This is a genomic window from Candidatus Accumulibacter contiguus, assembly GCF_036625285.1.
GTDB lineage: Bacteria > Pseudomonadota > Gammaproteobacteria > Burkholderiales > Rhodocyclaceae > Accumulibacter > Accumulibacter contiguus.
The window spans coordinates 934699-954676 of the sequence record NZ_JAZKUC010000002.1 but is presented as its reverse complement, the minus strand read 5'-3'; the positions used below and the strand labels follow the sequence as shown (position 1 = coordinate 954676).

Sequence of the window (19978 nt, the reverse complement as noted above, 5' to 3'; positions counted from 1 at the left end):
GCTTACCTCTTTTTCAAGCGTTGGTGCTGCCGAGAACCTCATCAAGAGAGGTCAGCCCTTGCATGACCTTCAGCAAGCCGGAACGACGCAGATCATTGACACCTTCCCTTCGGGCCTGGGCCGCAATATCCAGTTCGGTTCCATTGGCCATGATGATGCGCTGAATTGCCTCGGTCACCGGCATCACCTCGTAGAGTCCGACGCGTCCCTTATAACCGCTTCCCTTGCAGCGTTCGCATTCTCCCGGGCCGTATAAGGTCCAGCTCCCATCAAGATCACTTTCCAGGAACCCGGCATTGAGCAGTGTCTCGATCGGCGCATCGAGAGGTTTCTTGGACGTACAGAGCCGACGAACCAGCCTTTGGGCAGTGATCAGCAGGATGCTCGCGGCCAGATTGAAAGTCGGAATACCCATGTTCATCAGGCGAGTCAGGGTTGCCGGCGCATCATTGGTGTGCAGGGTCGACAGAACCATGTGCCCGGTTTGCGCTGCCTTGATCGCGATCTCTGCGGTTTCGATGTCACGGATTTCGCCGACCATGATGATGTCCGGATCCTGACGGAGAAAAGCCTTGAGGGCTATCGGAAAAGTCAGCCCGGCCTTGTCATCGACGTTCACCTGATTGACTCCCGGCAAGGGAATTTCGGCAGGGTCTTCAGCTGTCGAGATGTTGACCCCCGGTTTGTTCAGGATGTTCAGACAGGTGTACAGCGAGACCGTTTTCCCTGAACCCGTGGGACCGGTCACCAGGATCATCCCGTAAGGGCGATGAATGGCGTCAAGCAACACCGCTCTCTGCTCGGGTTCATACCCCAGGGCATCAATCCCCATGGTGGCACTAGCCGGGTCGAGAATCCGCAAAACGATCTTCTCGCCGTACATCGTCGGCAGGGTACTGACACGGAAGTCGATCGATCGATTCTTCGAAAGTACCAGCCGCATGCGGCCGTCCTGGGGCACACGTTTTTCGGCAATGTTCAGGCGCGAAATCACCTTGATACGGGAAGCAATCTTCTCCTTGATGACCAGTGGCGGCGCGGCCACTTCCCGCAAAATGCCGTCAGAGCGAAAGCGGATGCGATAGTTTTTCTCGTAGGGTTCAAAATGAATGTCTGATGCACCTTCATTGATAGCATCGAGCATCATTTTTTGAATGAACCGGACGACCGGAGCGTCATCGACCTCAAGGTTTGCGACCTCTTCCTTCTCCTGGCTTTGCTCGTCGGTGAACTCGAGATTGATGTCCTCGTTACTTAAACCCTTCAGGGCTTCGTCGGCCGTTTCGGCTATCTTCGTGACCAGAGGAATGAGCTTGTTTTCCTCAACGATCACCGGGTCAACCGTCAACCCGGTCTGAAAGCGTATCTCGTCCAGCGCACGCAGATTGGTCGGGTCCGCGATGGCAACCGCCAGGCGATTGCCGCGCTTGTGCAGTGGTACGACCTGGTGGGTCGCGATCAGCTTTCGGTCAATCGCATTTTTCTGGATGTTCGCGTCGTCGAAGGCAGACAGATCAAGCAGCGGAAAACCGAACTTGTCCGACGCAAAACGCGCCAATTCAAGGAAGGTCGCCTTCTTCGCGCCGACCAGCTGTTCGATTAACGAAGTCTTCTTGGCAGTGGCTTGCGCAAGCAGGGACTCTGCCTCGGCTTCCTTGATTCGGCCAGCTTGTACCAGCGCACGGGCAAGCCCGCTGAGCGGTGATTGTTGCGGATTGGCTGCCATTGTTCGCGATAGGACTCTACTATGCTTGGTTAACCATCAGGTCCCGACCATACCGAGTTTGCCAACCTGATGATGCATTGGCTGAGCGTGTTTGTAAAGAAGGGAGTGTGCGTCCCTACTTGCTGGCTGCGTCCACCACGACCAGGGCGGTCATGTTCACCACCCGGCGAACGGTCGAGGTGGGCCCAAGCACATGTACTGGCCGTGCCGCTCCAAGCAGGATCGGGCCGACAGCCATACCGTCACTGCCGGTCATTTTGAGCAGGTTGAAGGAGATGTTGGCAGCGTCCAGGTTTGGCATCACCAGTACGTTGGCCTCACCGGTAAGTGGCGATTGTGGGTCAAATTGCTTGCGTATCTCCGCTGAGAGAGCGCTGTCACCGCGCATTTCTCCGTCAACTTCCAGATCAGGCGCCTTGGCACGCACAATCGCCACAGCCTCGGCCACCTTGCGGGCTGAAGTGCTCCGCGACGATCCGAAGTTGGAATGCGACAGCATCGCCAGCTTGGGCCGGATCTTGAAACGGCGCACTTCTTCCACGGCCATGAAGGCGATTTCGGCCAGTTGCTCGGCATCAGGATTTTCGTTGACATGCGTGTCGCAGATGAACATGGCGCGACCAGGCAGCAAGAGATGCGCCATTGCCGCCATCGTCTTGCAGCCCGGCGCTTTGCCGATGATCTCGTCAACGTGTCGCAGATGATGCAGAAAACGGCCGGTAAGGCCGCAGATCATTCCATCGGCGTAGCCGAGCTTGAGCAACATGGCGCCGATGATCGTGTTATCGCTGCGCAGGCGTGTCTTGGCAATGTCGATCGTCACGCCCTGGCGCTTTCTGAGCTGATGATAGGCCGTCCAGCATTCCTTGTAGCGATGATCACTGTTCGGGTCGACGACCTCGAAATCTGTGCCTACCCGCAATTTCGAGCCAATCCTTTCCAGTCGTGCCATGATGACATCGGGACGGCCAATCAATATGGGGCGTGTCAAGCCTTCATCGAGAATGATCTGCACGGCGCGCAACAGGCGTTCCTCCTCACCATCGGGATAGACGATGCGCGTCCTTCGTCCCCGCTTGGCGGCCGAGAACACTGCGCGCATGCCAACCCCGGTCTGGTAGACGAACTCCTTGAGCTTTTCCCGGTAAGCGGCCATATCCGCAATTGGCCTGGTCGCAATACCGGAATCCATCGCCGCCTGCGCCACGGCCGGCGCGATGATGGTGATCAGGCGCGGATCGAAGGGCTTGGGGATCAGGTATTCCGGACCGAACGAGAGTTCCTCACCGGGATAGGCCATCCCCACTTCGGCACTCACCTCTTCCTCGGCCATCGCCGCCAGGGCCCTGACACAGGCCATTTTCATCTGCTCATTGATGCGTGTTGCGCCCACATCGAGTGCGCCGCGGAAAATGAACGGGAAACACAGGACATTATTGACCTGGTTGGCATAGTCCGATCGACCGGTCGCCATGATCACGTCGGGACGAACCTCGCGGGCAAGCTCGGGCATGATTTCCGGCGTCGGGTTGGCCAGAGCGAAAACGATCGGCTGCTTGGCCATGCGGGCGAGCATCTCCGGTTCGAGTGCGCCCGCGGCAGAGAGTCCGAGGAAGACGTCGGCACCGTCGATCGCCTCGTAGAGCGTGCGGGCCTCGGTTTCGCGCGCATAGGCCGCTTTTGTCGGTTCCATGTCGGGGTCGCGGCCGGCGTAGATCACCCCTTTCGAGTCGCAAACGGTGATGTTCTCGTGCCGTACGCCCAGATCGCACCAGAGATTGAGGCAGGAGATCGCGGCAGCACCCGCTCCGGAGCAGACCACTTTCACTTCGCCGATCGCCTTGCCGGTCACCTTGAGTGCGTTCAGGATCGCTGCCGATGAAATGATTGCCGTGCCGTGCTGGTCGTCGTGAAAGACCGGAATCGACATCCTCTCCTTGAGCTTGGCTTCGATGTAGAAGCACTCAGGGGCCTTGATGTCTTCGAGATTGATGCCCCCCAGCGTCGGCTCCATCGCAGCGATCATGTCGATCAGCTTGTCCGGGTCGCTCTCGGCCAGTTCAATGTCAAAGACATCAATCCCGGCGAATTTCTTGAATAGACAACCCTTGCCCTCCATCACCGGTTTGGCCGCCAGAGGACCGATATTCCCCAGGCCGAGCACGGCAGTACCATTGGTAATGACGCCCACCAGATTGGCTCGCGAGGTGTACCAGCTGACCGCAGCCGGGTCATCAACGATGGCATGGCAGGCATAGGCAACACCTGGAGAATAGGCGAGTGCCAGGTCGAGCTGATTACTCAAGCCCTTGGTGGGCTGGACGGCGATCTTGCCTGGAGTCGGATAGCGGTGATATTCGAGGGCAGCCTCGCAAAGATCAGCTTTTGGGGGATTATTCTTTTCCATGTTGCCTCCTGACACGGTGTTCGTCGACGTAAAAGCCCGCTACTTTAGCCGACTCAACCGGAGAACACAAAACTGATGTGATCTGCAATGGCGATGTCGACCGGTTTTGTGCGCCAGAGTTCGGAAGCGACACCACGACGAGCAAGCGCTGCGGCTGTCGCGGGGGTAAAATGCTGAACGCACGCGCAGCCAACATACCATGGGGTTATTTCTGCAGCTGCGGCTTGCGTTCGACTTGAATGGGAGATGATGAATGGGCCAGACCGCCACCAGTAACCTTCGCACTGTTGCTCTCGTCGGCCACGGTGCCGCCGGCAAAACGACGCTTGCCGAAAGCCTGCTCGCCGCAGCCGGCGCCATCAGCAGCCGGGGCGCCGTCGAAAAGGGCAACACGGTTTGTGATTTCGATGCGCAAGAGAAGGAGTTTGGCCACTCGCTGAATTCAGCGCTGGCGAGTTTTTCCTGGCAAGGAGTGTTGATCCATTTGCTCGATACGCCGGGCTTTCCCGACTTCGCCGGACAGGCGATTGCCGCGCTCGCCGCCGTGGACACGGCACTGGTGGTGATCAATGCACAAAACGGCATCGAGCTCTCGAGCGAACGTATGATGAAGCTGGCCGCAGCTCGCAGCGTTTGCCGGATGATCGTGATCAACAAGATCGACGCGGAGAACGTCAATCTTCCGGCACTGGTCGGCGAGATCCGTGAGCGTTTCGGTCGTGAATGCATGTTGCTTGACCTGCCAGCCAGACAGGGCAGTGAAGTCGTCGAGCTGCTCGGCCATGACGATGGCGAAAGCGATTTCGAATCCGTGGCAGCAGCGCACCGTGCGCTGATCGACCAGATCGTCGAGGAAGACGAGGATCTGCTGGCAAAGTACCTCGACGACGGTGTCGATCCGACTCCGGACGAATTGCACCTGCCATTCGAGAGGGCTCTGCGTGCCGGCCACCTGATTCCGATTCTCTTCGTTTCGGCAAAGACCGGAGCCGGAATCCCGCAATTGCTCGACGTTCTCGCCAGACTCGCGCCCAATCCGGCGGAGGGTAACCCGCCGCCCTTTTATCGCGGCGAACCAGGCGGGCCGGTCGTGCCCTTCGCAGCCGAACCCGATCCGCAGAAGCACGTGTTGGCGCACGTCTTCAAGATCGTCAGCGACCCCTTCATCGGCAAAGTAGGGGTATTCCGCGTGCATCAGGGAACGATCAGGAAAGATTCGCAGCTCTTCGTCGGCGATGGCAAGCGTCCGTTCAAGGTCGGCCACATCTATCGCCTGCAGGGGAAGGATTATGTCGAGGTCGAAACACTGGTACCTGGCGACCTGGGTGCAATTGCCAAGGTCGAGGAAATCGAGTTCGACTGCGTACTGCACGACTCGCATGACGAAGACCACATTCATCTGCAGCCACTCGAGTTCCCGCTGCCGATGCACGGTCTGGCCGTGCATGCGCGGCGCAAGGCCGACGAACAGCGGCTGTTCGAGATCCTGCACAAACTCGAAGTCGAGGACCCCTGCTTCCGGATCGAACGGCATCCGACGACCAACGAGACGGTGATTCGCGGCATCGGCGAAATGCATCTGCGCGCCAAACTGACGCGCCTGGCACAGCAGTACAAGCTGGAACTCGACACCAAGCCGCCGCAGATTGCTTATCGTGAAGCGATTACCGGTTCGGCCGAAGGGCACTGCCGGCACAAGAAACAGAGTGGTGGCGCGGGCCAGTTCGGCGAAGTAATGCTGCGAATCGAGCCACTCGAACGGGGGGCCGGCTTCGAGTTCGTCGATATCGTCAAAGGCGGGGTGATCCCTGGTGTCTTCATGGCGGCAGTCGAGAAAGGCGTTCGCCAGGCGCTTGCCGATGGCGTCGTTGCCGGCTTCCCGGTGGAGGATCTGCGCGTCACCGTGTACGACGGCAAGACACATCCGGTTGACGGCAAGGACATCGCCTTTTTCATGGCCGCCAAGAAGGCAACGGTCGAGGCGATTCGTGCCGCCAGACCGATCATCCTCGAACCAGTCGTCGACATCGAAATCCTCGCACCGGAAGCGGTCACCGGTGACGTCACTGGCGACCTTTCCAGCAAACGCGGTCATCTCACCGGCACCCAACCACGTGCTCCGGGCGTCATGGCGATTACCGGTCAGGCACCGCTGGCCGAACTCGAGAGCTACCAGTCGCGCCTCAAGTCACTGACCGGCGGACAGGGCTCGTACAGCATCGCCTTCTCGCACTACGCCCAGGTACCGCCGGCGACACAACAGCAACTGGCGGCGCAGCACAAGGTCGTCGAGGAGGAGTAGGCAAGAAATCAGGACGAGCAGCGTCGTCGTGGGCGAGGTCTTCAAGGTCTCCAACTGGTTCATTCCGCTGGCGCGACGCCTGCTCTACGCCTGGGTACGAACCTCGGTTTTTCCGGAAAATCTGCAGGCTGTGGGACTCGACCCGACGATGCCGGTCTGTTACGTCCTGCAGGACAGGCATCTCTCGAACCTGCTGGTGCTCTTCGAGGAATCGCGCCGAGCCGGCTTGCCGCGCGCAGAGGTGCCGATGGCGCTGGGCGGACAGCGGCTGCCCCGCTCATTCTTCTTTCTCAACCGTGACCGCAGCCTCGCCGGCAGAGCACGCGACGGCAACAATTACTCCCCATTGCTGGCGAGCCTGATGCACCAGGCAGTCGCCGACCCGACGCTCGACGTCCAGCTGGTACCGGTGGTCATCCTCTGGGGACGCAGTCCTGACACCCAGGATTCCGTCCTCAAAGCGCTGTTCTCCGAAACCTGGCGTCCGCCTGGCGCATGGCGGCAATTGCTGGCAATTCTGCTGCATGGTCGCAATGTCCTGGTGCGCTACAACACGCCCATTTCGCTGCGCAATCTGCTGCAGGGAGGACTGGGTGAGGAGCAGGCACTACGCAAGCTGTCGCGCGTCTTGCGGGTACATTTTCGCCGCCAGCGCCAGATGGCCATCGGACCCGACCTCTCGCACCGCAACACCCAGGTGGATGCGGTGCTCGCCGGCGAACAGGTTCGCGCGGCGATCATTAGCGAAGCCGCGACACAAGGCATCCCGCTCGGCGAGGCTAAAGCAAGGGCCGTCCACTTCGCGCTGGAGATCGCTTCCGATTACTCCTACGGGGTTCTGCGCGCCCTGGAACTATTCCTTTCCTGGTTGTGGACTCGTCTCTACGACGGCATCCAGCTGCATCACTTCGACGTCGTCACCCGCATCGCCTCCGGACATGAAATCGTTTATGTCCCCTGCCACCGCAGCCACATCGATTACCTGCTGCTGTCCTACATCATCGTCCGCCAGGGGTTGACGCCACCTCACATCGCCGCCGGTGCCAACCTCAATCTGCCGATCGTCGGATCGCTGCTACGCCGCGGCGGCGCCTTCTTCCTGCGCCGCAGCTTCAAGGGTGAGCCGTTGTATGCTGCCGTATTCCACGAATACCTGCACCTGATGCTCGCGCGCGGCTTCCCGATCGAGTACTTCATCGAAGGCGGGCGCAGCCGCAGCGGCAGGATGTTGACGCCCAAGGCAGGCATCCTCGGCATGACCGTGCAGAGCTTCATCCGCGAACACGCGCGACCGCTGGTGTTCGTACCGGTATACATTGGTTACGAGAAGCTGATGGAGGGGCACACCTATCTCGGTGAACTGGCAGGCAAACCCAAGCAAGGTGAATCACTGTGGGGCATCCTGAAGAGCGTGCGCAGTATCAAGCGGGTTTTTGGCCAGGTGCATGTGAACGTTGGCGAACCGCTGCCGCTAGCCGGTTTTCTGGATGCCCATCACCCGGGCTGGAGAGAGGAAGACTCCACCAGCGAATCGTCATGGTCGCGCACCGCCACGCGCGCCGCGGCAGCCGAACTCGCCAAACGGATCAACGCCGCGGCAGTTCTCAATCCAATCAACCTGATTGCTCTCGCGCTGCTGGCGACACCCAAGCATACCGCGGACGAGCGCGCCCTGCTGCGGATGATCGAGCACTACCAGGCGCTCGCCAGAGATGCCCCGTATGCGCCGACAACCATCGCCTGCGGACTTGCAGCACAAGAAATCGTGGCCTACGCCGAGCGACTTGCCGTCGTCGAACGCTTTGCCGATCCGCTAGGAGATCTGATCCGGGTTGGCAACGAACAGGCACCCCTGCTCGCCTATTTTCGCAACAACGTCCTGCACCTGTTTGCCTTGCCAGCAGTTCTCGCCTGCCTGCTGAGCCATAACCGCCACCTCGATGGCGCGCGCGTGGCACGGGCAGTGGGCGGCATTTGCACCCTGATGCGAGCAGAACTGTTTCTGCGCTGGCCTCTCGACGACCTGGCGACAGCCACCGAAGAGGTCATTGGCGTGCTCGTCAGGCGCGGCCTGCTGGGTCGCTCGGAAGTCTCGGGAAGGCTCGTTGCGCCGGAGCCCGTCAGTCAGGAATTTGCCGAACTACACCTGCTCGGAGAAACCATTCGCCCATTGCTGGAACGTCACTTCCTTACGCTGTCGCTGCTGCAACGGCATGGGACGGGCCAATTGACTCGCCAGGCACTCGAAAACCACTGCCATCTGCTGGCGCAGCGGCTATCCCTGCTCTACGAGTTCAATACGCCGGAGTTTCCTGAGAAGGCGACCTTCTCTGCCTTCATCGCCAACCTGATCGAAGCGGAATTCCTGCGCGAGGACGAAAATGAACTGCTGCATTTTGACGAGCGTCTGATGACCCCGCTGACCCATTCCGAACTCGTCCTCTCGGTCGAGGCCAGGCGAGCCATCCGGCGCATCGCACGCGCCGGGGTGAGCCGTTAATCGGAAAGTCGCTCCGCGACTTTCCCGGTAAGGCAACACGAAACTCAGACACGCGCGCCAGAACCCCGCCGCGCAGCCTGCTCGATCCGCTCCTTCTCGGCAAGTACCTTGCTCGCGTAGCCGCTCTCCGGATCCTCCGAGGCGCCGCCGTAGTGCTGCAGGCCGGCAGTCAGGCTGCCACGCCAGCGGATTGCCTCCTCCAGGACATGCACGCCGACCTGGATATTGGTCACTGGGTCGAGAAACGGCTGCAACCCGGCACCTTGCGGCACCTTGTCCAGATGATAGCCCGGAATCACCTGCATCAAGCCTTTGGCACCACTCGCGCTTTCGGCAAAGGGATTGAAACGCGACTCGATCCCGATGATGGCGATGATCAGCAGGGGATCGAGGCGACGTTCCCGGCCAACTGCCTGCGCCGCCTCAAAGATCGGGATCAGCGCTTCAGGCGCCACCCGGTAGCGCCGCGATACGAAATCCAGGGCGCGTTGCAAACGCAGCGGCAGCACTTCGACAGCGGGCTTGACGGCTTCCGTTTCGGATGCTTCGGCGGCATTCGAGGACTCGACGGCTGGCTGACTGTCGGTAGCCGCACTGTCGGCGACTGGAAGCTTGAAGGTGCCCAGTACGACCATCAGCCCAACGATGATCAGGCTGTGTTGAATCAAACTCAAAGTGGCGTCAATACGACGCCCCGTGATACTTCCGAGTGAAATTGTTGCGGACATGCTCTCTCCTTCACTGTGGTCGTCTCGCTACAAAATGGCTTGACGATGAACGGTTACAGGCGGGTGCAAAGCCTCGAATACTAGGGGGACACTTCCCCTGAGGCCGGAACTCTGTGTGCCTTGATGGCCTGCGAACAGAGCGGCAAATATGCAGCGGACTGACTGCGATGCGTTTGTTTGCTACTGCAGAAATTGCAGTCTATTGATAAGTATCGATTTTGTCAACCTGCCTTGGAAATGCACCGGTGAAATACCCATACCGGCAGCTCCGGAAATGCCTTTCGCATTGAACGGAGCAGGCCTTGGCAATGCCTCCCTACATCGCCAGAGAACCTTATAATGCCGTTCGACGGCGATGTCGCCGTGTCATTTTTGTTGGTATTTCGCAACAACCTAGCCATCGTGGACATTGCCCTGCTACTCTTTCTGATCCTGCTCAACGGCGTTCTGGCCATGTCGGAAATCGCTGTCGTCTCTTCGCGGCAGTCACGCCTGCTGAAGCTGGCTGAAGACGGTAATGCGGGCGCACGCTCAGCTCTGACATTGAGTCTCGAGCCATCGATTTTTCTATCCACCGTCCAGGTCGGCATCACCACGGTAGGTATCCTCAGCGGCGCCATCGGCGAGGCGACACTGGCCATTCCACTCGCCGAATGGCTGGGAAAGTTCTCAGTCCTCGCGGACCACGCCAGCGCGATCGCACTGACGCTGGTCGTCGCCGTGCTGACCTATTTCTCGGTCGTGGTCGGCGAACTGGTGCCCAAACGTCTCGGCTTGTTGGCCCCGGAGCGTATCGCCGCGCTGATTGCGCCACCAATGAACCTGCTTTCGCGACTGGCGCGTCCCCTGGTATGGCTGCTCGCTTCGTCATCCAACCTGCTCCTGCGCCTGCTTGGAGCGCGCCACACGCAGGAGTCCTCGGTGAGCAACGACGAGATCAAGGTCCTGATGAGCCAGGGCGCCAAGGCAGGCGTCTTCCACGAAAGCGAGCAGGCCATCGTCGCCAATGTGCTGCGCCTCGACGAGCAGCACATTGGCGCGATCATGACCCCGCGCAAGGATATCTACCTGCTCGACCTGAATGCGAGCGAAGCGGAAATTCGCAAGCATCTCGCCGAGAGTCCGTACAAGCGGATTGTCGTCTGCCGCGACGGCCTGGAGAACGTCGTCGGCATCCTGCGCACCGGCGATCTCCTCAAGGGCGCCCTCTTCGGCGAGCCTCTCACAGTCGAGCCATTTGTCCGGCCAGCGCTCTATGTACCGGCCAGCGTCACGACCACCCAACTGCTCGAAACCTTCCGCAGGGCGCGCCAGCAGTGCGCGCTGATGATCGACGAATACGGCGACCTGCAGGGTCTGGTCACCCTCAGCGACGTGCTGGCTTCGATCGTCGGCGATCTCCCGAGCTGGGATACTGCCGAGGAACAGGATATCGTCATCCGCACGGATGGTTCATGGCTGGCGGATGGCAGCGTCACCATCGAACGCCTGAAGACCGTTCTCGAGATCAACGCGGTGCTGCCGGGGGAAGACGAGAACGCCTTCAACACGCTGGGTGGCTTCATCATGTACGTGCTCGGGCGCGTTCCGGTGGCATCGGATCACTTTGAATGGGCCGAGTGGCGTTTCGAAGTGGTCGACATGGACCGCAATCGAGTGGACAAGGTGCTGGTCGCGCGCAGGCTGCGCTTCAGCGAGGCGGCGGTCGATGCCAGCGAATGATCGCACTGACCGCGGTCAGAATACCCGATAAGCGCCAGGGTCGGCGAGACCGGCCGCAGCAAAACCAGCTCGTCGCAATCGGCAAGAATCGCAAACGCCGCAGGCACGTCCGTCCTGGTCAGCCTGATAACAGGAAACCGTCAGACCATAGTCCACGCCCAGATCATTGCCGCGAGCAATGATCTCGGCCTTGCCAAGATGGAGCAGTGGTGCGTGAATGCGCAGCGTCGCGCCTTCGACGGCAGCCCTGGTGGCGAGATTGGCCATGCTTTCGAAGGCCGCGATGTACTCCGGCCGGCAATCGGGATAACCCGAGTAGTCGACTGCGTTGACACCGACGAAAATATCGCGACTACCCAGCACCTCGGCCCAGGCCAGGGCCAGCGAGAGCATGATGGTATTACGTGCCGGTACGTAAGTGACAGGAATTCCCGGCTGCAGACCGTCGACGGGAACAGCGATGCGGGTGTCGGTCAGAGCCGAACCCCCGAAGACATCCAGTCGCAGGAGCAGCACCCGATGCTCACAGACCCCGAGAGAGCCGGCAACAGCCGCTGCCGCGCGCAGCTCGGCTCGATGGCGCTGACCGTAGTCGACCGACAGGCAGTAGCACGCGAAACCACTCGCGCGGGCGATCGCCAGCGTGGTTGCCGAATCGAGTCCGCCTGAGAGGAGAACGACTGCACGCCTGCCGGGCAGTGGAAGTGGTATATTCATGGCCTGACAAATATACCGCTTTCCAGCGGCAGCGGGAATCAGGAGAATCGCTTCCACCTGTCCAGCCAGGCAGTTGGCACAATTACTAATCGGAGATCCGATGATGATGTCCCTGTACACTTCCCTGGTATCACCACCGCAGGCAGTGAGCGGGTCTCTTAGAACGCTATGTCGCGACGTGTCAAATGCCGAAAATCTCGTGATCAGCGAGGAGCAGCGCCTGTTCGTCACCGCCCGCGAGGGGGTCTACGAGCTGCTGGGTGGCTCCGGCGGCGTCTGTGAGAAAAAGCTCATCCCCGTTCGCGTCAATGACTTACCCAGAAGCTTCCTGAAAAACGGCATCGCCGCGCACGGCAATTACCTGTACCTGGCCTGCGCACATGTCCATCAAAGTGATAATCCGCTGCTCAAGGCGATCATGGACGATGTCAACAATGTAGAGCAGACGAGTATGGGCTTGCTGCAGATCTACCTTGCGGCATTCACCTTTCACGCCGAATCCTGGATCGTCCGTTGTGACCTGAGAAAGACACCAGCGGCCTTCACCGATGTGCTCGGCAGCCTCCCCGACAATGTCCTGGCCAATGGAATCGCCATTGACACGCAGCGCCGCTGCCTCTATGTCGCCAACAGCGGGCCGAGCCTCACGCCCGGCATCTACCGCGTGCCCCTTGAAGCTGCTGGCGTCAGTGTTCAGGATATCCCTTGGTGCCGCCCGCCGGGCTGCAAACCCAATGGCCTGAAGATCCGGGACGACACCCTGTACTACACCGGCAACGGTATTCCAGCAGCCGTATTCGGAAGTGTAAAGATCAACCATGACGGCAGCGCCAGCGAACCGCAGGTCATCGATACCGCCGCGCTGCAGGTCTTCGATGATTTCGAGACTGTCAAGCAGGGCTTTCTGATTGCCGAGTTTGGCGATCACCTGGGCTTGCAACCGGGTTCTCTGCGCTTCGTCTCAACACGGGGAAGGCAGCTTGGGGTACTCAAGCACCCGGATCTCTCCAAACCCTGCGCGGTGGCGGTGGCCAGGCAGAACGGCGAACTGGTCGCGGCCGGTGACATCCTGATCGTCAACAAGAATCAGGGCCGCGTCATGGTGTTCAAGCCTGACGAACCGTGGCGCGACAGCTTGGCAGCCAGTGCGGTGTGAAGCGTGCTGGCAGCAGACAGGAACCGCCGGAAGACCGCTTGCGCACCGCGTCGCGACCATGCACAGAGCATGAATACTCCGGAAATACGAAGTTCTACCCGGAAAGCAGCGCTGCAAGCTCCCGCTGTAGCAGATCGGCGTCGCCAAGATTGAGTTCAACCAGGCGTCGCAGGTGGGTAACGCTGTCGATGTCGATGAGCTGGCACACCAGGCCCGCCTGTCTGCCTTCGCAATGGGCGACAGTGGTCTGCATGCGAATCCGGTTGCCGAGCTCATCGAGGGGAACGTCCAGGACGGCAGCCGCCCCGATCGCCACCGCGGTATCGTCCGACAGACACAGCAGCGCGCCCTTCAATGAAAGGTCCAGCACCTGCACCTCGAATATTAGCTTGCCCAACAGCAGTTGCGCTGGTGATGCAAAGGAGATTCGGGAATACTGGCGGCGTTCTTCGCTCATGACAGGGGTCTCTCTCAAGCTACCTGCCACGCATCTTACCCCAAAGCACTTTGTGGAGTTGCAACTGAAAGCGCACCGGTAGCCGATCGACGAGTATCCAGTCCGCCAGCGTCGTCGCCGCCAGCTCTCCCTCGACCGGTGAGAGGAGCACCGGACAGAGCGCAGCAAGCTGGCAGTCGACGATCAACTGGCGTGCCCACTCGTAGTCGGCACGGTCCTTGAGAACCAGCTTGAGTTCATCGTTGCTGGTCAGCAGGGCCAGGTTCTGCCAGCGATTTCGGTCGAACTCGCCGGAGCCCGGAGCCTTGAGATCAACGATTCGCGAAACCCGGACATCGACGCCGCTGATGTCGAGAGCGCCAGAGGTTTCCAGCGATACTGCATAGCCGGCGTCGCTCAACTTGCTCAACAGCGGCAGGCACGCCGGCTGCGCGAGCGGTTCGCCGCCGGTCACGCAAACGTGAGCTACCCCATGACGCGCCACCTCGGCAAGGATGTCCGGCAGCGACATGGTCTGGCCACCGCTGAAGGCGTAAGCGGTGTCGCACCAGACACAACGGAGCGGGCAGCCGGTCAGGCGGACAAAAACCGACGGCAATCCGACGCGTGAACTCTCACCTTGCAGAGACAGGAAAATTTCGCTGATCTTCAGCGAAAGCGGGCGGACAGAGGCCTTCACTGCCCTATTTCTTCAGGCGCTGCCTGGCGGTGGTAGCAGCGGCGCTGTCTGGGTACTTGGCGACCAGGGTTTCGAGCGTCATCTTCGCACCCTTGGCATCTGCAAGTTCCTGCTGGCAGGTGGCGAGGTTGAGCAGCGCGTCTGGTGCCTTGGCGTGAGTTGGCCATTTGCTGGCTACCACCCGGTGTGCATCGATTGCCTTCTTGCAGTCACGCATCGAATAATGGACATTGCCAAGCCAGTACTGTGCGCTGGGAGTCAGGTTGCTGTCCGGATGTGCCCTGGCAAAAGCCTCGAAAGCCGCAGCCGCCTCCTTGAGCTTGTTGGCCCGGAACAGGTTGAGCGCCACCTCGTATTCACGCGTTTCAGCGGCTGGATCGCTGGCAGCTTTCCTGGGGGGGGTATCAAGCGGCGGCTTGCCCTCGTCCGCAGGTTTTGCCTCGGTGCTAGGCGCAGCCTGTGGTTCGAGCTTGCGCAGGCGACCGTCGAGATCGACGTAGAAGTCCTGTTGCCGCTTCCTGGCCGCATCGAGTTCATAGATCAGCGTCTCGACCTGGCCACGAAGACGCGAGTTCTCTTCGCGTAGCGCCTGAATCTGATTGGCCAGCTCGATTTGTCCCTTGGCAAAAGTGTCTAGGCGCTCGTTGGTCTTGGTCGAAATGTCCCTGATTTGACGGCGAGCCTCCTCGTCATCGAAGAGTCCGGCATGCGCGTGGCGCACCCCGAATACTCCCGGCACAGCAAGCAACAAAGCCATCGTCAGAACGCGCGCCTGGCCGGAGCAGCGCCGCATCGACAGCCCCGGCATGCTAGAACTCGCCGTTGTAGAGCATGTCGCCGCGCCGGTTCTCTGCCCAGGCACTCTCGTTATGGCCCTCGTTCTTCGGTTTTTCTTCGCCAAGGCTCACCGATTCGAGCTGATCTTCGCGAGCACCGAGCAAGGACAACATCTTCCGGATCGCGTCAGCGCGTTTCTGGCCCAGCGCCAGGTTGTACTCACGGCTGCCGCGCTCGTCGGTATTCCCCTGGATCAGCATCTTGAACTGGCGGTTTTCGGTAAGAAACTTGGCATGTGCGGTCACCAGATCCTTGTACTCGGCCTTGACTTCGTAACTGTCGTAGTCAAAGTACACGCTACGCTTCGACAGGACGCTCTTCGGATCGGTGAGTGCCGCCGGCAGGCCTCGACTATCCACACCGCCGGTCGTCACCGTTGCCACCCCCGGCCCGGCTGCGCGTGTCTCGACGGGCGCACCGGCAGCCTGATCACCGCTCTCGGGGGTTGAACTGCAAGCGGCTATCAGGAGGGCCAAGACGGCCGGAAGGACGAGTGGTTTCATGCGGTTTCTCCTGCGCAAGAGGCTAAAGGGAAAATCGATTTTCATTTGTTGAAGGGACCCCACGCCGGTTCGCGAACATCACCCGCCGTAATGGAAAGGCGTTGCTTGATACGGCCATCAATGGAAACCGCCGAGAGCACCCCGCGACCGCCCATCTCGGTGGCAATCAGGATCATCCGGCCGTTCGGGGAAAAAGTCGGTGATTCATCCTTGTGCGAGTCGGTCAGGACCTGCACCTGCCGGCTGGCAAGGTCCATCACCGAAAGACGGAAACTGCCATCCCGCCGACTGATGAACGCCATCGTCTTGCCATCAGGAGAAAGACGCGGGGTCACATTGTAGCTGCCTTCGAAGCTCACTCTCTGGGCTTCGCCACCACCGACACTGACCCGGTAAATCTGCGGGCTACCGCCACGATCCGAGGTGAAATAGACGAATTGCCCGTCAGGCGAGAAGTTGGGCTCGGTATTGATCGCGTTGTCGGTCGTCAGACGCTGTGCACCGGAACCATCCGCGTTGACGATAAAGATCTGCGAGCCACCCTCCTTGCTCAGCACCACCGCCAGCTTGCGGCCATCAGGCGACCACGCTGGCGCCGAGTTGGAACCCTTGAAGTTGGCGACGACGACCCGCTTGCCTGAAGCCAGCGAGTGAACGTAGACCACCGGCTTCTTGTTTTCAAAGGAAACATAGGCCAGACGGCCACCATCTGGTGACCAGGAAGGCGAGATGATGGGTTCCTTGGAGATCAGCGCGACCTGTGCATTCTGGCCATCCGCGTCGGAAATATGCAGCTCGTAGCGAGCAGCGCTGACCCTGACCACATAAGCGACACGAGTCGAGAAGACGCCGGGCTCACCGGTCAGTTTTTCGTAGATCATGTCGGCGATGCGATGGCCGGCAGCACGCAGCATGGCTTTGGAGGTCACGAAAGCAGAGCCGCCAAGAACGGCCTGCTTGTTGACGTCGTAAAGACGGAAACGTGCCTCCTGCCGGCCGTCGTCACTGCCGCCGATACTGCCGGCGGCCAGTGCGTCGGCACCACGGCCTCGCCACTCCGGGTAGGCCGGGTTGGACGTCTCGGTCATGGCCACCCCGCTCGTGTCAATCATCTTGAACACACCGCTCCGTTCCAGGTCGCCACGCACCACCGAAGTCACCACCCGCGAGGCGCTCGCCTCGCCGCCAAAATCGGCGATTGCCACCGGGATACGGTTGGCGCCGGCGCCGGTGATCTCGATGGTCAGTTGGGCGTGTGCAGGAGGCTGCAGAAAGGCCAGTGCGCTGACGGCAAGCAGGCCAATCCGGCGCAGTTTGAGTCCGATTCCAGACATGGGACAGTCCAATACAGAATGCGCGATTATATCGTCTCTGAATGCTCTTGATTTGTAACCAAACGTGATCTTGCATGCGCAACCGCAGTGCTTTGCTAGTCGTCATGTGGTCTATAGTACAGGTTCAGAACACGCTTGAAGAGTTCGGGTTGGGCCGGCTTGGGCAACGGCGACGACTTGCGGATCGCTCGCTCGACCGCAGCATCGAGCGCCGGGTTGCCGCTCGACCGGAGCAGCCTGACATCGAGCACATCGCCGGTGGGAAGCTGAGTCACTTCGAACTCCGCCTTCGGATTGCCCTGGATGCCGGGTGGCAACGACACGTTATTGCGAACCTTGAGGCGAATTCTGTGCTTGTACGCCTCCTCGTCGAGCGACTGCGTACGCGCTTTCTCGGCCGACGCCTGCTCGGTCTGCAACTGCTTCCGTAGACGCTCCTGAGCTTCATCGCGCGCGCGCCTATCCTCGGCGGCTTTCTGCTCAGCCTTCTGCTGTTTGAGTTCCTTTAGTTCACGGTCCACGGCATCTCGCGGGTTTGGCCTCGGATCCGTTTCCGGTTTACGCGGATCATCCTTCCGGGGCGGTTCCTTTGCCTTCGGCTCGTCTTTTCGTTCAGGCTCCCGGGGTTTGGGTTCTTCCTTGCGCACGGGTTCCTTTGCCTTGGGTTCCTCCTTTCGGGATGGTTCCTTGGCCTTGGGCTCTTCCTTGCGCGGGGGTTCTTTCGGTTTGGGTTCTTCCTTCCGGGGCGTTTCCTTCGCCTTGGTTTCTTTGGGCGCTTCCGTCGGTTTGGGCTCCTTGAGAGTTTCCTTGACCTTGGCTTCCTTTGGTGGTTCCTTGGGCTTTTTCTCCTCCTTCAGAGGGATGTCCGGCTTGAGAGGAGGCTTGGCTTCGGGTTTCGATTCCGGTTTTGCGACTGCCTTGGCAACGGGTTTCGGCTCCGGTTTCGGCTCCGGTTTCGGCTCCGGTTTCGGCTCCGGTTTCGGCTCCGGTTTCGGCTCCGGTTTCGGCTTCGCCTCCGGTTTGGGCTCAGGCTTCGCGATTGCCTTGGCTACCGGTTTGGGTTCAGGCTTTGGCTCCGGCCTGGGTTCGGGCTTTGGCTCCGGCCTGGGTTCGGGCTTGGGTTCGGGCCTTGGCTCCATTCTCGGCTCGGGCTGACTGGCCACCGTCGGAGCTGGCGCGGCACGCCAGACTTCGACCTCGACCGCAGATGGCGGCTGGCTCTTCCATTGCATGCCCACGAACAGCGCGCCGAGCAGCAGCAAATGGACGGTCGCGGAAAGAGCCAGCGACGGCCATTTGGCTGGGTCGTCCTGCGGCGGCCGCGGGAGGGCTTCGACAGCTTCCACCGATCAGGGACTCACTTGCCGGTGGGTTGCACGAGAAGGCCGATGCGTTTGACCTGTTTCTGCTGAAGATCGTCCATGACCTCAAGCACCGCCTGATACTTGACATTCCTGTCGCCGGCGATGACTACCGCCTGCTCGGGGTTCTTGCGCTGCGCGGCGACAATCGCTTCCGATAGCTCGTTGCGGCTGAGCGGGCGTTCGGACTTGCCGGGGGCAAGCAGCGCCAGCGTCCGGTCGGCGCGGACGATCACCTGCAGCGCTTCGGCTGGTGGCTGCGCGGCCTTGCCGACCGACGGTACGTCGATACTGGCGGTAGTCATCATCGGCGCCGTCACCATGAAGATGACCAGCAGCACGAGCATGACATCGATATAGGGAACGACGTTGATTTCGTTTTTCAGACGGCGTGGACGCATGGCCTTACCTCATCTGCCGTTGCAGGATGTTCGAGAACTCTTCCATGAAGGACTCGAAGCGCGAAGACAAGCGATCGATCTCGTGCGCAAAACGATTGTAGGCGACCACCGCCGGGATCGCCGCGAAGAGGCCGATGGCGGTCGCCACCAGTGCTTCAGCAATGCCCGGCGCGACCGCAGCGAGCGTTGCCTGACCGACATTCGAGAGACCACGGAAGGAATGCATGATTCCCCAGACAGTGCCGAACAGGCCGACATACGGGCTTACCGAACCAACCGAAGCGAGAAAGGCGAGGTGCGAGTCGATGCTGTCCATCTCGCGCTGGTAGGTGGCGCGCATGGCGCGACGCGAGCCGTCGATGACGTCTTTCGGATCGAGGTTCTTCTGGCTGCGCAGCTTGGTGAATTCACGAAAACCTGCTTCGAAGATACGTTCCATGCTGCCGGTGCTATGGCGGTCATTGATCGCACTCTGGTAGAGACTGTTGAGGTCGCCACCGCTCCAGAAGTCACGCTCGAACTGCTCGGTCTGCGCACGCGCCGCTTTCACCGTGAACCACTTGCGGAAAATGTAGTACCAGGACATGAAAGAGACGCCGGCCAGCAGCAGCATCACGGCCTGCACCACGGCGCTGGCATTGAGGATCAGATGCAGGATCGAGAGGTCTTGCGAGACATTCATTGCAGGGCTTCCAGTTTGGTACGCAGAATTGCGGGAATCGAAGTTGCTTTCATCTGCATCGAGTTGACGCAAACGATGTGCACGGTGCCGCTGACCAGTTCCTGCCAGTGCCCTTCGACAGTCGCATCGGCGCGCCGGATATGCTGGCGAAAGAAGATCTGTGCGCGGCCGATTTTCTCCACTTCGAGACCGACGACGAGTTGATCGTCGAGTCGCGCCGGTTTCAGGTAGTCGATGCTGACGCTGCGAACGACGAAGGCAATCCCCGGATCGCGCAGCAGTTCGGCCTGCTGGTGACCGATCGCGCGCAGCCATTCGCTGCGGCAGCGTTCGAAAAACTTCAGGTAATTGGCGTAATACACGACGCCACCGGCATCGGTGTCTTCGTAGTAAATGCGAACTGGGATGGTGAACGCGTTGGGTTTTTGTGGATGTTTCATGGCTAACGCCGATTCTAGGGCAGCAT

17 protein-coding genes are annotated in these 19978 nt (G+C 60.2%); 4 read left to right on the top strand and 13 right to left on the bottom strand.

Annotated elements, in window-relative coordinates; genetic code table 11:
- Positions 1-13: 13 nt before the first annotated feature.
- Together pilB and V5B59_RS23040 are read right to left on the bottom strand one after the other, a co-directional pair.
- On the bottom strand, positions 14-1726 hold the full coding sequence (pilB, locus tag V5B59_RS23045; RefSeq protein ID WP_332352354.1) for a type IV-A pilus assembly ATPase PilB: 1713 nt from the start codon (positions 1724-1726) through the stop codon (positions 14-16).
- A gap of 115 nt (positions 1727-1841) precedes the next feature.
- On the bottom strand, positions 1842-4133 hold the full coding sequence (locus V5B59_RS23040) for an NADP-dependent malic enzyme (RefSeq protein WP_169070697.1): 2292 nt from the start codon (positions 4131-4133) through the stop codon (positions 1842-1844).
- Between the two features lie 253 nt (positions 4134-4386).
- On the opposite strand from V5B59_RS23040, the gene fusA reads away from it, so the two are divergent.
- Both fusA and plsB read left to right on the top strand, forming a co-directional pair.
- Positions 4387-6435, top strand: a complete 2049-nt coding sequence (fusA, locus tag V5B59_RS23035; RefSeq protein ID WP_169070698.1) for an elongation factor G — start codon at positions 4387-4389, stop codon at positions 6433-6435.
- 28 nt (positions 6436-6463) lie between these two features.
- Entirely contained in the window at positions 6464-8935 is a 2472-nt protein-coding gene (gene plsB, locus V5B59_RS23030; RefSeq protein ID WP_169070699.1) for a glycerol-3-phosphate 1-O-acyltransferase PlsB, read from the top strand.
- A 44-nt stretch (positions 8936-8979) separates the two neighbouring features.
- Here the strand turns inward: plsB and V5B59_RS23025 are convergent, their stop codons facing one another.
- Complete coding sequence (locus V5B59_RS23025; protein ID WP_034916426.1) at positions 8980-9663, bottom strand: transglycosylase SLT domain-containing protein; 684 nt, start codon at positions 9661-9663, stop codon at positions 8980-8982.
- 402 nt (positions 9664-10065) lie between these two features.
- Between V5B59_RS23025 and V5B59_RS23020 the strand changes: the two genes are divergently transcribed.
- Entirely contained in the window at positions 10066-11385 is a 1320-nt protein-coding gene (locus V5B59_RS23020; RefSeq protein WP_169070738.1) for a hemolysin family protein, read from the top strand.
- A gap of 15 nt (positions 11386-11400) precedes the next feature.
- Here the strand turns inward: V5B59_RS23020 and queC are convergent, their stop codons facing one another.
- Complete coding sequence (queC, locus tag V5B59_RS23015) at positions 11401-12102, bottom strand: 7-cyano-7-deazaguanine synthase QueC (protein WP_034911209.1); 702 nt, start codon at positions 12100-12102, stop codon at positions 11401-11403.
- Positions 12103-12280: 178 nt separating this feature from the next.
- Between queC and V5B59_RS23010 the strand changes: the two genes are divergently transcribed.
- On the top strand, positions 12281-13258 hold the full coding sequence (locus V5B59_RS23010) for a hypothetical protein (protein WP_034911208.1): 978 nt from the start codon (positions 12281-12283) through the stop codon (positions 13256-13258).
- A gap of 94 nt (positions 13259-13352) precedes the next feature.
- Here V5B59_RS23010 and V5B59_RS23005 read toward each other — a convergent pair whose 3' ends face one another.
- The 9 genes from V5B59_RS23005 to ybgC form a co-directional block, all read right to left on the bottom strand.
- Positions 13353-13715 (bottom strand): PilZ domain-containing protein, encoded by a 363-nt coding sequence (locus V5B59_RS23005; protein ID WP_169070701.1) that lies wholly within the window; start codon positions 13713-13715, stop codon positions 13353-13355.
- A gap of 19 nt (positions 13716-13734) precedes the next feature.
- Entirely contained in the window at positions 13735-14394 is a 660-nt protein-coding gene (queE, locus tag V5B59_RS23000; RefSeq protein ID WP_169070702.1) for a 7-carboxy-7-deazaguanine synthase QueE, read from the bottom strand.
- Positions 14395-14398: 4 nt separating this feature from the next.
- Complete coding sequence (ybgF, locus tag V5B59_RS22995; RefSeq protein WP_169070703.1) at positions 14399-15202, bottom strand: tol-pal system protein YbgF; 804 nt, start codon at positions 15200-15202, stop codon at positions 14399-14401.
- 1 nt (position 15203) lies between these two features.
- Positions 15204-15734 carry a peptidoglycan-associated lipoprotein Pal gene (gene pal / locus V5B59_RS22990; RefSeq protein WP_034911202.1) on the bottom strand — a complete coding sequence of 177 codons (531 nt, stop codon included), beginning with the start codon at positions 15732-15734 and terminating at the stop codon, positions 15204-15206.
- Between the two features lie 41 nt (positions 15735-15775).
- Positions 15776-17068 (bottom strand): Tol-Pal system beta propeller repeat protein TolB, encoded by a 1293-nt coding sequence (gene tolB / locus V5B59_RS22985; RefSeq protein ID WP_169070704.1) that lies wholly within the window; start codon positions 17066-17068, stop codon positions 15776-15778.
- A gap of 95 nt (positions 17069-17163) precedes the next feature.
- The gene (locus V5B59_RS22980) at positions 17164-18414 is read right to left on the bottom strand and encodes an energy transducer TonB (RefSeq protein ID WP_169070705.1); all 1251 of its coding nucleotides are present in this window, start codon (positions 18412-18414) and stop codon (positions 17164-17166) included.
- 11 nt (positions 18415-18425) lie between these two features.
- A complete protein-coding gene (gene tolR, locus V5B59_RS22975; protein ID WP_169070706.1) occupies positions 18426-18830 on the bottom strand; it encodes a protein TolR in 405 nt (134 codons plus the stop codon).
- A gap of 4 nt (positions 18831-18834) precedes the next feature.
- Positions 18835-19512: a protein TolQ gene (gene tolQ, locus V5B59_RS22970; RefSeq protein WP_034924219.1), complete on the bottom strand. Its 678-nt coding sequence runs from the start codon at positions 19510-19512 to the stop codon at positions 18835-18837.
- A complete protein-coding gene (gene ybgC / locus V5B59_RS22965) occupies positions 19509-19952 on the bottom strand; it encodes a tol-pal system-associated acyl-CoA thioesterase (protein ID WP_169070707.1) in 444 nt (147 codons plus the stop codon). The genes tolQ and ybgC overlap by 4 nt, the downstream gene beginning before the upstream one ends.
- Positions 19953-19978 lie beyond the last annotated feature (26 nt).